Genomic DNA, 13679 nt, shown 5'->3' on the forward strand with positions numbered 1-13679 from the left:
CGCCCCCTTCGGCGTTGGAGCTGGACTCAGAAGTCCATGTCCCCGCCACCCGGGCCAGCCGGGGCGGCCGGGGTCTTCTCCGGCTTGTCCGCCACGACGGCCTCGGTGGTGAGGAACAGCGCGGCGATCGACGAGGCGTTCTGCAGCGCCGAACGGGTCACCTTGGCCGGGTCGATGATGCCCGCGGCCAGCAGGTCGACGTACTCGCCGGTCGCGGCGTTGAGGCCGTGACCCGAGTCGAGGTTGCGAACCCGCTCCACCACGACGCCGCCCTCAAGGCCGGCGTTCACCGCGATCTGCCGCAGCGGGGCGTCCAGCGCGATCTTCACGATCTGCGCACCGGTCGCCTCGTCGCCGGCCAGGTCGAGCTTGTCGAAGGCGGTCTTGCCGGCCTGGACCAGCGCGACGCCACCACCCGGGACGATGCCCTCCTCGACGGCGGCCTTGGCGTTGCGGACCGCGTCCTCGATGCGGTGCTTGCGCTCCTTGAGCTCGACCTCGGTGGCCGCGCCGACCTTGATCACCGCAACGCCGCCGGCCAGCTTGGCCAGCCGCTCCTGCAGCTTCTCCCGGTCGTAGTCGGAGTCGCTCTTGTCGATCTCGGCCCGGATCTGGTTCACCCGGCCCTGGATCTGCTCGGCGTCGCCGGCACCGTCGACGATGGTGGTCTCGTCCTTGGTCACCACGACCTTGCGGGCGCGGCCCAGCATGTCGAGGCCGACGGCGTCCAGCTTGAGGCCGACCTCCTCGCTGATGACCTGGCCACCGGTGAGGATGGCGATGTCGGTCAGCATGGCCTTGCGACGGTCACCGAAGCCCGGCGCCTTGACGGCCACCGACTTGAAGGTGCCACGGACCTTGTTGACCACCAGGGTGGCCAGGGCCTCGCCCTCCAGGTCCTCGGCGATGATCAGCAGCGGCTTGCCCGACTGCATGACCTTCTCCAGGATCGGGAGCAGGTCCTTGACCGACGAGATCTTGCTGTTCGCGATCAGGATGTACGGGTCGTCGAAGACGGCCTCCATACGCTCCGGGTCGGTCATGAAGTAGGCCGAGATGTAGCCCTTGTCGAAGCGCATACCCTCGGTGAGCTCCAGCTCCAGCCCGAAGGTGTTGCTCTCCTCGACGGTGATGACGCCTTCCTTGCCGACCTTGTCCATCGCCTCGGCGATGATCTCGCCGACGCTGGTGTCACCGGCGGAGATGGAGGCGGTGGAGGCGATCTGCTCCTTGGTCTCAACGTCCTTGGCGAGCTTCAGCAGCTCCTCCGAGACGTTGGCGACGGCGGCCTCGATGCCCCGCTTCAGGGCCATCGGGTTGGCACCGGCGGCCACGTTGCGCAGACCCTCGCGAACGAGTGCCTGGGCCAGGACGGTCGCCGTCGTCGTGCCGTCACCGGCGACGTCGTCGGTCTTCTTGGCGACCTCCTTGACCAGCTCGGCGCCGATCTTCTCGTAGGGGTCCTCGAGCTCGATCTCCTTGGCGATGCTCACACCATCGTTGGTGATGGTGGGGGCGCCCCACTTCTTCTCGAGCACCACGTTGCGGCCCTTGGGGCCGAGGGTCACCTTTACGGCGTCGGCGAGCTGGTTCATGCCCCGCTCGAGGCCGCGGCGCGCCTCTTCGTCGAACGCGATCATCTTGGCCATACGGCGTTGTCCTCCTGGACACTCACGGGCCACCCGAGTGTGTGCCCCGGATGGGCCGTCTGGTGTACGCACCTTGGGACGTCACCACCTGGCGACGGTGACGTCTCCTCGGCCGGGCCGGATAGCCCGCGACGACCGGCCACGTGCCTCACCCGTGGTTATGCCACGAGTGCGACCGAGGCCCCACCGTCCCGACCAACTGGCACTCACGCCATGCGAGTGCCAATGACTTGTTTAGCACTCTGCCCTGCCGAGTGCAAGCACGATGGCCCGGGTCAGCGGAGTTCGGCCACCAGTCGCGCGCTGTTCACCGGGCCCTCGTGAGCCCGCTGCTCGGCGTACGTGACGACGAACCCGACCAGTTGCGCGAAGTAGGCCGGCAGCATCAGCACCGCGATCACCAGCACCATCGAGATGGCGCCCAACGCCGTACCCAGCGAGGTCAGGGGCTGCGCCCCGAACAGCGGAACCGAGGCCCGATCCAGCAGGGTGGTCAGCAGCAGGAACACCAGTGTCGCCCCCACCACCAACGCCACCCGGCTGGACAGCAGAGCCGCCCGGTTCCGGAACATCTGGAACGAACGACCGATCGGATCAGCCCGCTCGAAGAGGAACACCGGCCCGGTCATGCTGAGCATGAACCCGGCGACGAGGCCCGGAAGGAAGCAGCAGAACATGCCGATGGTGACGATGAAGCCGACCAGGAGCGTCCAACCCCACAGCGCGGGTGCCCGGCGTACTCCGTAGTTCAGTGCCGCCGAGACGTCGGCCGGCGCACCGCTTGCCTGCCGGGTGATCACCCAGGTGCCAGCAGCCCAGCCCGCGGCCTGCACCAGGCCGAGCAGGGCGGTGCCACCCGCCAGCACGGCGAACAACGAGCCCAGGTCGGCCCAGTAGGCGGCCGGCAGGACCTCGCCGGCGGCTATCTCGTCCTCCCACTGCCCGGTCCGGTCGAACACCAGCAGCAGACCCGATATCAGCGCCCCCGGCACCACCTGGGTCAGCAGCAGGATCGGCAGCAACTGGCGCCAGCCCCGGCGGACCGCTCCCATCAGGCGCGTGAGCCAGCCCTCCAGCCCGGCACCGGGCGGGTTGACCAGCGCGTCGGGCGGGCCGAGTCCATGGCTGCCCGAGTGGTGGCCGCCGGGTGCCGGATGGCCCGGGTAACCAGGCTGGCCGGGATACGGCATCCCGGGCGGTGGTACGGGATAACCCGGAGCACCGTACGGCGGCGCAGCGGCATGGGGCGGCGCAGCGGGATAAACCGGGGCACCGTACGGCGGCGCAGCGGGGTGAGGCGGCTGCCCAACCCAACCGCCGGGTGGCCCCCACCCGCCCGGGGGGTGGGCGGACGGACCCGTCGGGGGCGGCTGGTCGGACATGGACCCTCCTCAGCATCGGCTGGAACGGCCCATGATCTTCCCTTGTGGGGCACCGGCATCGCAGCCCCCTCCGGCCACGGTCACGCCACCCGACGACGATCAGTCAGTGGGGTGGGTGTTTCGCGTTCAGCCGATGACGCGTACCCGCTCGGCCTGCGGGCCCTTCTGCCCCTGGGCGATTTCGAACTCCACCCGCTGACCGTCGTCCAGCGCCTTGTAGCCGTCCATCTCGATCGCGGAGAAGTGGACGAAGACGTCCTGCCCGCCGTCGACGGCGATGAAGCCGTAGCCCTTCTCGGCGTTGAACCACTTCACGGTGCCTTGTGCCACGGTGTTTTCCTCACTCTGCACGGCGTTCCACTACCACCGGTCGCCGGCGCCCCGGCACCCCGGAAATCACTGGTTTCGACAATCGGCGACGACCGCCGAAACGGGTGACCGAAATCGCACGCTACACGAGCAGTGACGACCGTGCACGACCACAAATCGGGCGTATTACAGTCAGCCACATCGTCCGACGTCATTGTGATATCCATGCGGGATGACCAGCGCCGCCGACCGGACGGGCGCACGCCGTGCCGTGGTCCGCCGGGTGGAGCCCGCCGACGCGGCCCGCATGCGTGCCCTGCGCCTGGAGATGCTCGCCGACGCACCGCTGGCGTTCCTGGAGACGATCGCCGAGGCCGCGGCCCGGCCGCACGCCGAGTACGCCGCCCGGATCGCCCAGGTCTCCGCCGGTGGGCACACCGCGCAGTTCGTGGCGGATCCGGGCGGCCGACTCGTCGGGCACGTCGGCGGGGTCGCCCACCCGACCGAGCGACGGGTGACGGTGCTCTACGCCGTCTACATCACCCCGACCTGGCGACGCACCGGACTGCTCGCGGATCTGGTCGACGGGGTGGCGGAGTGGTCCCGGGCCTGCGGGCGCGACGAGCTGATGCTCGAAGTGGTGGTCGGCAACGACCGTGCCTATCGCGCCTATCAGCGGTTGGGCTTCGTCGACACCGGCGTCCGCCTGCCCCACCCGGGCATCCCCACCCTGCGCGAACTCCATATGCGCCGGGCCGCATAGGGCCTGCGTCGAAGTCCTCGGTCGAGCCGAGGACTTCGACACAGGCCCGGGCCGGAGGCTCCGGGGCGGTCCGCCCGGAGCCCGCCACGGCTCAGGCGTGCCGGCGGCTCTGCACGATCCGGAACCGGTTGGCCACGTACGCCCCGTCGGTCAGCGCCGAGTTCGCCGCCGCGTTCGCCCCGCTGCCGTGGAAGTCGGAGAAGGCCGCCGACTGGTTCACGAAGACGCCTCCGGTGAGGTTCGCCGACAGGTGCACCCCGACCTCGATCGCGGCGGCCTCGACCGCGTCCAGCACCGCCCCGTCGGTGGAGTAGACCGCTGCGGTGAGGGCACCCTTCTCGCCCACGGTCGAGCGCAGGATCTCCACGCTGTGTGCGGTGGAGTCGGTGGCGATGACGAAGGAGATCGGCCCGAACCATTCCCGCGAGTAGGTCGCGGTGTCGTCGGCCTCCAGCTTCACGATGGTCGGCGTACGCACGACCGCGTCCGGGAACGACGGGTGCTCGACGGTACGCGACTCCAGCACCGGCACGCCGACCTTGGTCACCTCGTCCAGCCGCTCCAACACCCCGTCGTTGACGATCGCGCCGGTCAGCTCCACGCCCCGAGCCGGGTCGCCGGTGAGCTTGCCCACCGCGGCGGCGATGCCGGCGGCCACCTCGTCGAAGCTCTTGTGCCCCTGGTCGGTCTCGATGCCGCCCCGGGGGATGAGGATGTTCTGCGAGGTGGTGCACATCTGGCCGCTGTAGAGCGTCAGCGTGAAGCCCAGGTTGCGGCACATCCCGACGAAGTCGTCGGTCGAGTCGATCACCACCGTGTTGAGCCCGGCCTTCTCCGTGTACACGGCCGCCTGCCGGGCGTTGGCCTCCAGCCAGTCGCCGTACTCGGTGGAGCCGGTGAAGTCGACGATCTTCACAGCGGGGTGCAGGGCGAGGGTCGAGGCGAGCTTCTCGCCGGGTGCCTCGGGGGCCAACTGGACCAGGTTCGGGTCGAAGCCAGCCTCGGCGAGCACCGCGCGGGCGTACCGGACGGTGATGGCCAGCGGCAGCACGGCGCGCGGGTGCGGCTTGACCACGACGGGGTTGCCGGTGACCAGCGAGGCGAACAGACCCGGGTACGAGTTCCAGGTCGGGAAGGTGTTGCAGCCGACGACCAGGGCCACCCCCCGGGGCACCACGTGGAAGGTCTTGGTCATCCGCAGCGGGTCGCCCTTGCCAGCGGCCTTCTCCCAGCCGGCGGTGCCCGGGTGCCGGGTCATCTCCGCGTACGCGTAGGCGAGCGCCTCCAGCGCGCGGTCCAGCGCGTGCGCGCCACCGGCCTGGAAGGCCATCACGAACGCCTGACCGCTGGTGAACTGCACCGCGTTGGCCAGCTCGAAGATGTTCCGGTGCAGCCGGTCGAGGATCTCCAGGCAGACGCCCACCCGGGCCTGCGGGCCGGCGTCACGCCAGGCGGGCAGCGCCGCGGATGCGGCGGCGATCAGCCGGTCGGCGTCGGTGTGCGGGTAGCGGACGCCCAGCGCCACGCCGAACGGGCTGCTCTCGCTGGCCACCCGGTCGCCGTCGCCGGGCTGGTCGAGCGGGAAGTCCGCGCCCAGGTACGCCTCGAAGGCGGCCTTGCCGTCGGCGGCGGCGGTCTCGCCGTACACCCGTGGACTGGGTGACTCCGGGTAGGCGGACCAGTATCCCCGCTCCGCGATCGCGGTCAGCGCGCGGTTGAGGGTCTCGGCGTGCCTGTCGTAGAGGGGGTGCGGGGTCTCCGTCATGCCCGCCATCATGCAACACCAAGCCCTCAGATCAGTAGGGGCGTGTCACAACTTCAGATGGCGAGCTGCCAGTCGGTCCAGGCGTCGACCGGGCAGAAGCCGAGCTGCTCGTTGATGCTGATCATGTGCTCGTTGGCCGCCGCGTTCCAGGTGTCGATCGCGCGTAGCTCCGGCTCGTGGGCCAACGCGTGCCTGAGGTTCTCGACCTTGACGAGCAGACCGAGGCGGTGGCCCCGGTGCGCCGGGTCGACGATGGTGATCTCCTGCCAGGCGTGCCACGGCGTGGACGGCCCCCGGTCGATGACCGTCCAGGCGACCATTCGACCGGTCGCCTCGTGCACCGCGCCGACGTGGTAGCGCCGTCGTCCCCGCAGCCGCTGGACCCGCTCCGACTCCCGGATCCGCACGGCATCCACCTGCTCCGCCTCGATGACGAGGTCACCCATCGGCGCGTCGATGAGCAGCCGGCCCTCCAGTCGGGCGATGTCGGCCACGTACTCCTCGGCGACCGCCCCCTGCCACGCCACCGTCCGGTAGCCGGCGGCCCGCTCGCGGGCGGCGTCGAGCAGCGCGGTCAGGCTCGCCTGGTCGAGCCGCGAGGGCTCCAGCCGCCGCCGCACCTCGGCCAGCGCGGCCTGTGCTCCGGCGTCCGCCGCGAAGGCCGCCCCGGGCGCCGGGCGCCCCGGCCCGCCGGGCAGCGGGCCCGGGGTCTCGCCGAACAGCCGTTTCCGGCCCTGTTCGACGGCCACCTTCCGGGCGTACGCCAGCAGCGCCCGGCCCACGCCGCGCCGACGCTGCGCCGGGTCGACGGTCAGCTCGACGGTGGCCATCGCGGTGTTGTCCAGCTGCGGTAGCCGCATCCGCAGGTGCCCGGCGGCCACACCGTCACGCCGGGCCAACGCCTGGTGGATCACGCTGCCGTACGGCGGGTGGGCGACCAGCAGCTCGAACTCGTCGCGGTCCCCCACCGGCAGGTCGGGCAGGTCCACCGCCTGCGCTGCGGCGACGACCCGGTACGCGTCGTCGAGCGCTGCCTCGTCGGTGGAGTCGTACGGCGTGACAGTGATGGCCATGGGCGCGAGCCTGCCGGGCGGCCGACGCTCACCGCCACCGGTTTTCCGCCGGTCACCGGCTGATCGACACGTGCCCGGCATCTGATGGCAGATCATCGCCGAGAACCGTTGCCGGACAAGGGTGGGTAATCGGGCAGGTCGGCGGCGACGTACGCCGCGCCGATCGGGCATGCCTACTCGATCGTCTGCTCGTCGGCGGGGCCGAAGGGGGTGACGGTGACAGTCATCGCGGCAGCATGCGCCACAGACAGGCGAGCGGGCCAGCGAGTTCTCGCTGGCCCGCTCGGACGTTGGTCGGGAGGGTCGATCGCACAACGCCTCCGGCGCTGGGTCGTAAAGACTGAAAGTCTACGGCGAAACGCCCTCCCGCACGGAGCATCTTGCGCCGTCCGTTTGCGGCCGTCAAGTCCCCGGGGGCGTGTTTTGCTCACTCCCTGCGAAATGCCGCTTACAGCCCACGGGTCGGGTCAGCCCAGCAGGCCCGCGTCCCGGGCGGCCCGCAACGAGGGCTTGATCCGGTGGGTGGGGCCCACCTGACCGGCGACCGCGTCGAGCGTCTTCAGCCCTTCGCCGGTGTTGAACACCACCGTCTCGGCGGCCGGGTCCAGCCGGCCCGACTCGACCAGCTTGCGCAGCACCGCCACGGTCACGCCACCGGCCGTCTCCGCGAAGACCCCGGTGGTACGCGCCAGCAGCCGCACCGCCGCCCGGATCTCGTCGTCGTCGGCGTGGTCCATCCAGCCATCGGTACGCCGCACCGCCTCCAGGGCGTACAGTCCCGCCGCCGGGTCACCGATGTTCAGCGACTTGGCGATGCCGGTGGGCTTGACCGGGGTGATGGCGTCGGTGCCGGCGTGCAATGCGGTGGCGATCGGGTTGCACCCGGTCGACTGCGCGCCGAAGACCTTCCAGCCGTCGGCCGGCGCCTCGACCAGGCCGATCTCGACCAGCTCACTGAACGCCTTGTCGATCTTGGTGAGCAGTTCGCCGGAGGCCATCGGGATGACCACCTGGGCCGGGATCCGCCAACCGAGCTGCTCGGCCACCTCGTAGCCGAGCGTCTTGGATCCCTCCGCGTAGTACGGCCGCACGTTGACGTTGACGAACGCGGTGTCCTCGAACTCGTCGGTCTCGACCAACTCGCCGCAGAGCCGGTTCACGTCGTCGTAGGACCCGTCGATGGCGACCAGATCACCGCCGTAGACGGCGGTGGTGACGACCTTGCCCTGCTCCAGGTCACTGGGGATGAAGACCACCGACGGCGTACCCACCCGGGCGGCGTGCGCGGCGACGGAGTTGGCGAGGTTGCCGGTGGAGGCGCAGGCGAACCGGGAGAAGCCGAGCGCCCGGGCGGCGGTCAGCGCCACCGACACCACCCGGTCCTTGAACGAGTGGGTGGGGTTGGCGCTGTCGTCCTTGACCCACAGCGGCGCGGTGATGCCCAACTCGGCGGCGAGCCGGTCGGCGGCCACCAGCGGCGTGAACCCCGGGTCCAGGGTGACCCTGGTGGCCGGGTCCTGGCCGACGGGCAGCAGAGCGGCGTAGCGCCAGAGGTTGCGCGGGCCGGCCTCGATCTGCTCGCGGGTCACGGTGGCGAGTGCCGCCGGGTCGTAGTCGACCTCCAGCGGGCCGAAGCACTCGTAACAGGCGTGCTGGGCAGCCAGCGGGTATCGAGCCGAACAGGCCCGGCAGACCAGGGCACGGGCGGGGCTGGCGGAGGTGTCGATGCCGGACGGGGCGAGCGTCGACGTCATGTCGAAGTCCTCTCATCTTTCCCCGCATCGCACCCTGCGGCGGGGACGGAATTGGCACCTGCCCCGCAGGACGCTCAGCGTCGAGCGCGCGAGGTGGTTGCCGGGGCGTCGTCGGGCCGTATCCCTCAGCCCCTCTGGATGAGGTATGCAGTTGTGCCGCCGAGTCTAGGCACTCCGACTGGGGCCGTCGCAGGTCAATCCCAGCTTGTGAGCGGTCGAACCCGCCTGGGCGGTGCCGGTCGCACCCACCGGCACCGCCGCCGAGCGTCGCCGGTCAGGCCGGCACGGAACGTCGTTCGTCCTCACCGACGGCGACCGTCGACGCACCTCGTCGCCACAGGTTGTCCACCGCCCAGGTACCCGGACCGAGCACCGCGACCAGGAAGAACGACCAGCAGAAGAGCACCGACAACTCGCCGTGGTTACGCATCGGCAGCAGCGCCTCGGGCTGATGGACCACGAAGTACGCGTAGGCCATCGAACCCGACGCCAGCAGAGCCGCGGGCCGGGTGAACAGCCCCAGGAGCACCAGGCCGCCGCAGAGCAGTTGGATCAGCGCGGCGTACCAGCCGGGCCACTCGCCGAGTGGCACCGCCTCGCCGGTGCCACGGTTGCCGCCGAAGAGACCGAACACAGACGACATGCCGTGAATCAGGAAGAGTAACCCGATCACAATGCGGAACAGGGACAATGCCGGCCCGCCGAACCGGTCAACTCGCATTGGTACCTCCTACTAGTGGGGTGGTGGTACCAGAATGCGAGATCTATAGATAGTTGTCGATGCAATCTCTCTACGTGGGAACGCTCCCACATCAAGCTTAGCCGTCGGAACTTCCGCGAGACAGCCCTCCGTTTCGCCAGCCGTAAAGTGAACAGCGGCCGACCAGGCATAAGTCAGCTGGTGACGTCCTTGCGGGTGAAGCGCCAGAAGGCCAGACCCCAGAAAACGGTCGCGTAGCAGACCGCCGAGACGGTGCCCCGGACGATGTCGTCGGTCTGCACCGGCGTGGAGAGCAAGCCCAACCACGCGGTGCTGTAGTGGGTCGGCAGGAACGACCGGATCACGCCGAGCGCGGTGATCTGGTCCAGGATGCTGGAGAGGATCCAGAGCAGCACAGCACCGCCCACCGCGCCGAGCGCCGCGTCGGTGGTCACCGAGAGCAGGAACGCCAGACCCGCGACCACCAGCAGGACGATGGCCAGGTAGCCGAGCACGGCAAGCAGCCGCAGCAGCCCCTCGCCCGGCTCCAACTGCGCGGCGACCGTGCTGCGCAGCGGCGACCAGCCGTAGCGCAGCGTGCCGATGGTGAGGGCCGTACCGGCGAGCAGCACCAACGCCAGCGCCGAGTACGTGAGCGCGACCAGCAGTTTCACCGTGAGCAGTCGAGCCCGCGGCACCGGGATCGCCAGCAGGTAACGCAGACTCCCCCAACTCGCCTCACTCGCCACCGTGTCGCCGCAGAACAGCGCCACCACCACGACCAGCAGAAAAGAGGCCGACACGAAGATGGTGAAGAGAGCGAAATTGAGCCCACCCGAGGTGGCGAGATCGATCAGGCTGCCGAACTCGCCTCTGCCGTTGTCGTCGTCGTTCGTGTCGAACTGGAACGCGATCAGAATGATCAACGGCAGCAGCACCATGAAGCCGAGCGCCAGCTGGGTGCGTCGGCGCGATGCCTGCCTGCGGAACTCCGCACCGAACGGCAGCGTCCGGGCGGGCCGGTAACCGGTCGCCGCACCCGAGGCGGCCACTCCGGTCTGCTCCGGCGTCGGGTCGACAGTCGAGCGCGTCATCACCGGTCCCCGCTTCCTCGGGAATTCTCACCCACGAGGGCGAGGAATGCGTCCTCCAGGCGACGCCGGGGCACCACCCGGTCCACCGCGATCCCGGCCCGGACCAACTCGGCAACCACCTCGCTGCGGGCGGTGCCGTTGGTGTCGACCACCAACTGTCCGTCGGCGTCGTCCAGGACGCGTACGCCACCGAGACCGTCGAGCACGTCCCGGGCGGCGACCGCGTCGCTCACCTCGACCAGCACGCTGGGCGAGTCACCGACGATCTCCTCGACCGGTCCGGAAGCCACGATCCGGCCCTTGTTCACCACCACGGCGTGGGTGCATGTCTGCTCCACCTCGGCGAGCAGGTGGCTGGAGACCAGCACCGCCCGACCGTCGGTGGCGTACCGCTGGAGCACCCGACGCATCTCGGCGATCTGCGGCGGGTCCAGCCCGTCGGTCGGTTCGTCGAGCACCAGCAGTTCCGGCAGGCCGAGCATGGCCTGGGCGATGGCCAGCCGCTGCCGCATGCCGTGGCTGTACTTGCGCACCCGCCGGTGCACCGACGAACCCAGCCCGGCGATCTCCAGGGCCTGCTCGAAGTGGGCGTCGGCCTCCGGTCGGCCGGTCGCCCGCCAGTACGCCTTGAGGTTCTCCAGACCGGACAGGTGCGGCAGGAATCCCGGCCCCTCCACCAGCGCGCCGATCCGCGACAGCACGGGTGAGCCGGGTACCAGCCGGTGCCCGAAGACGTAGATCTCCCCTGCGGTCGGCTGGGTCAGCCCCATCAGCACCCGCAGCGTGGTGGTCTTACCGGCGCCGTTGGGCCCGAGCAGCCCGACCACCTGACCGGGATGCACCTCGAAGTCCACCTCGGAGACCGCGACGAAACCGTCGGCGTACTCCTTGCGCAGTCGGCGTACCGCCAGCGGCGTGTTCGCGTACTCCGGATGCACCGAGGTGTCCTGGCGACGGTGCCGCCGGCGCAGCACGGCGACGAGCACCACGAGCCCGATCACGATCGCGGCGAGCAGCCCCACCAGGATCCAGCGCCAGAGGACCGCCTCGGTGGGGATCGGGTCGGCGTCGACCGTCGGCAGGCTGACCGGGTCGTCACCGACCGCGACCGTGTGGACGACCGGCTCGCTCGGGGTCGTGTACGCCTGGTCCGAGGTGGCCACCACCAGGCGGAGCCGGTGCCCGGCCTCCACCCGGTGGACGATCGCGGGCAGGGTCACGGTGACCGGCGCCGCGGCGTCGATGCTGTCCGGCAGGCCGCTGAGCCGGATCGGCGCGATCAGTCCGCTGGGCAGGGTGGCCGCCCCTTCCGGGTCGACCACGTAGAGCTTGGCGAAGAGGACCGCCTCGCCGCTGCTGGAGGCGACGCGCAGGGACACGGTCGGCGCGCCGACGATGTCGACCGCCTCGGCCAGCGGCTCGGACTCGAACCGGGCGTGTTGCCCCGGTATGTCACCGGCCACCCCGCCGAGCAGCGACCCCAACGAGCCGGCGAACGGCACCGAGGAGATCGCGGCGGGGTTGCCGCCGGGCGGGTTGGCCACCGGCTGGGCCGGGCCGGTCACGGTCACCTCGGTGCGCGAGTCGCCGCCGATACCGGGGTAGTCGTCGGTGCGGTAGCCGGTGGCGACCAGGCCCCGGTCCATCGCGTCGAAGCCGGCGATGCGGGAGAAGGTGAAGGTCTGGCCCGGCGCCTCCCCGGTCCCCGCGACCCAGTGGTCGAGCCACTGCGCGGTGAGGAACCTGACCCGGTCGGAGTCGGTCTGCGGCCCGGAGCCGCCGTCGTGCCCGCCGGTGAACCAGGCCACCCGCACCTGCGTGCCGTTCGCGGCGATGCCCCGGGCATTGGCGTCGGCCTCACCGAGCGGGAAGAGGGTGTCGGCCGCGCCCTGGATCAGCAGGGTGGGCGCCTCGATCCGGTTCAGCACACCGGCCGGGCTGGACCGACGCAGCAGGTCCACGGCGGCCTGGTCGGCCCGCCCGGTGGTGGCGATGCGCAGATACGCGGCGCAGACGTCGGCGGCGAACCGGCCGCAGGAGGGATCGGGCAGCCCGCCGCCGGTCGGCGCGCCGGGTGCGGTGCCGGGGCCCTGACCGGGCGCGGGGCTGGGTGGCCCGGCACCCGGCGCGCCCTCCGGAGTCTCGGCGCTGGTGCCGGTCATTCCGTCCGGGCCGGAGCCGAGGTTCCCGCCGGCCCCGAAGAAGATCCCGGCCCAGCCGGACTTGAACACGCCGTCGACCGGCTCGCCACCGGTGCTCTCCGGCAGGAAGGCACGGGACAGGTCATTCCAGGTGATCATGGGAACGATGGCGTCCACCCGCTGGTCCTGCGCGGCGAGCAGCAGCGCCAGGGCGCCGCCGTAGGAGCCGCCGACCACGCCCACCCGGGGGTCACCCGCGGCGTCGGTACGGACCTCCGGACGCTCGGCGAGCCAGTCCAGCAACCGCTGGGCGTCGCGAACCTCGTGGTCGGGGCTGTCCAGGTGGATCTGGCCACCGCTGCGGCCGAAGCCGCGAGCGGTCCAGGTCAGGACGACGTAGCCCCGGTCGGCCAGGTCTTCGGCGTCGGCTCGGACGGATTCCTTGGTGCCGCCGAAGCCGTGGGCCAGCAGCACCGCCGGGACCGCACTACCAGCGGCGGCGCCACGCGGGAGATACAGCGTGGTGTCCAGGTCGACCGGCTCGTCGCCGTTGGGTCCGGAACGGACGGTGAGCATCGCGGACTCGGTGCGGAAGCCCGGTCGGTCCGGCCAGGCCGCCCACACCAGGGCGACCGCCAGCAGACCGGCGGCCACCGTGGCGGCGACGGCCCGGCGACCGGTGGGCAGGGCGCGTCGGATCCGCGCGGCCGAGAACGGCGATCTCATTGGGCACACGGTACGGCCCGCGACCTGAGTATTAGCTGAGATCCGCCGTACGTCCGTTCTGGTAGCCCGATCGTCATCCGGCGGCGGTCGTCCGCACAGCGTCCAGTCGGCGAACCTTCAGGGCGAACTCACATCATGGAAATTCCCGCCTTTCACCGATTCCATACTGAAGCGCGCCTATCCCCTGGACCAGCGCCACCGACGGTGCAGAAATCGATCGCCGTAAGTCACATCGCTCGAAGTGACGCAAAGCTGACGGTTGCAGACCGATCCCAGACCTGCGGGCTTCGATTAGTTTTCCGGTCCGGCGCACGGGACCGGCT

General features: G+C 70.6%; 10 protein-coding genes and 1 riboswitch. Of the genes, 1 reads left to right on the top strand and 9 read right to left on the bottom strand.

Features of this window, described 5'->3' with window-relative positions; genetic code table 11:
- Positions 1 to 26 precede the first annotated feature (26 nt).
- The 3 genes from groL to ACLQ2S_RS02245 all read right to left on the bottom strand — a co-directional run bounded on the left by groL (position 27) and on the right by ACLQ2S_RS02245 (position 3361).
- A complete protein-coding gene (groL, locus tag ACLQ2S_RS02235; RefSeq protein WP_155214441.1) occupies positions 27 to 1649 on the bottom strand; it encodes a chaperonin GroEL in 1623 nt (540 codons plus the stop codon).
- Between the two features lie 275 nt (positions 1650 to 1924).
- Positions 1925 to 2839, bottom strand: a complete 915-nt coding sequence (locus tag ACLQ2S_RS02240) for a hypothetical protein (protein WP_425701004.1) — start codon at positions 2837 to 2839, stop codon at positions 1925 to 1927.
- Positions 2840 to 3157: 318 nt separating this feature from the next.
- Complete coding sequence (locus ACLQ2S_RS02245; protein WP_091594539.1) at positions 3158 to 3361, bottom strand: cold-shock protein; 204 nt, start codon at positions 3359 to 3361, stop codon at positions 3158 to 3160.
- 211 nt (positions 3362 to 3572) lie between these two features.
- Here ACLQ2S_RS02245 and ACLQ2S_RS02250 point away from each other — a divergent pair, with 211 nt between their 5' ends.
- Entirely contained in the window at positions 3573 to 4103 is a 531-nt protein-coding gene (locus ACLQ2S_RS02250) for a GNAT family N-acetyltransferase (protein WP_155214439.1), read from the top strand.
- Positions 4104 to 4194: 91 nt separating this feature from the next.
- Here the strand turns inward: ACLQ2S_RS02250 and paaN are convergent, their stop codons facing one another.
- From paaN to ACLQ2S_RS02280, 6 genes are all read right to left on the bottom strand, one after another.
- On the bottom strand, positions 4195 to 5868 hold the full coding sequence (paaN, locus tag ACLQ2S_RS02255; RefSeq protein ID WP_196222413.1) for a phenylacetic acid degradation protein PaaN: 1674 nt from the start codon (positions 5866 to 5868) through the stop codon (positions 4195 to 4197).
- A 53-nt stretch (positions 5869 to 5921) separates the two neighbouring features.
- On the bottom strand, positions 5922 to 6941 hold the full coding sequence (locus ACLQ2S_RS02260) for a GNAT family N-acetyltransferase (protein WP_155214437.1): 1020 nt from the start codon (positions 6939 to 6941) through the stop codon (positions 5922 to 5924).
- Between the two features lie 467 nt (positions 6942 to 7408).
- Positions 7409 to 8695, bottom strand: coding sequence for a threonine synthase (gene thrC / locus ACLQ2S_RS02265; protein WP_155214436.1), 1287 nt, complete (start codon positions 8693 to 8695; stop codon positions 7409 to 7411).
- Between the two features lie 9 nt (positions 8696 to 8704).
- Positions 8705 to 8840, bottom strand: a riboswitch (SAM riboswitch).
- Positions 8841 to 8969: 129 nt separating this feature from the next.
- The gene (locus tag ACLQ2S_RS02270; protein ID WP_155214435.1) at positions 8970 to 9416 is read right to left on the bottom strand and encodes a DoxX family protein; all 447 of its coding nucleotides are present in this window, start codon (positions 9414 to 9416) and stop codon (positions 8970 to 8972) included.
- Between the two features lie 173 nt (positions 9417 to 9589).
- The gene (locus ACLQ2S_RS02275) at positions 9590 to 10489 is read right to left on the bottom strand and encodes an ABC transporter permease (protein ID WP_155214434.1); all 900 of its coding nucleotides are present in this window, start codon (positions 10487 to 10489) and stop codon (positions 9590 to 9592) included.
- A complete protein-coding gene (locus ACLQ2S_RS02280; protein ID WP_425701005.1) occupies positions 10489 to 13356 on the bottom strand; it encodes an alpha/beta fold hydrolase in 2868 nt (955 codons plus the stop codon). The genes ACLQ2S_RS02275 and ACLQ2S_RS02280 overlap by 1 nt, the downstream gene beginning before the upstream one ends.
- Positions 13357 to 13679 lie beyond the last annotated feature (323 nt).

This window comes from Micromonospora sp. DT48, from assembly GCF_049844495.1.
Taxonomy (GTDB): domain Bacteria; phylum Actinomycetota; class Actinomycetes; order Mycobacteriales; family Micromonosporaceae; genus Micromonospora.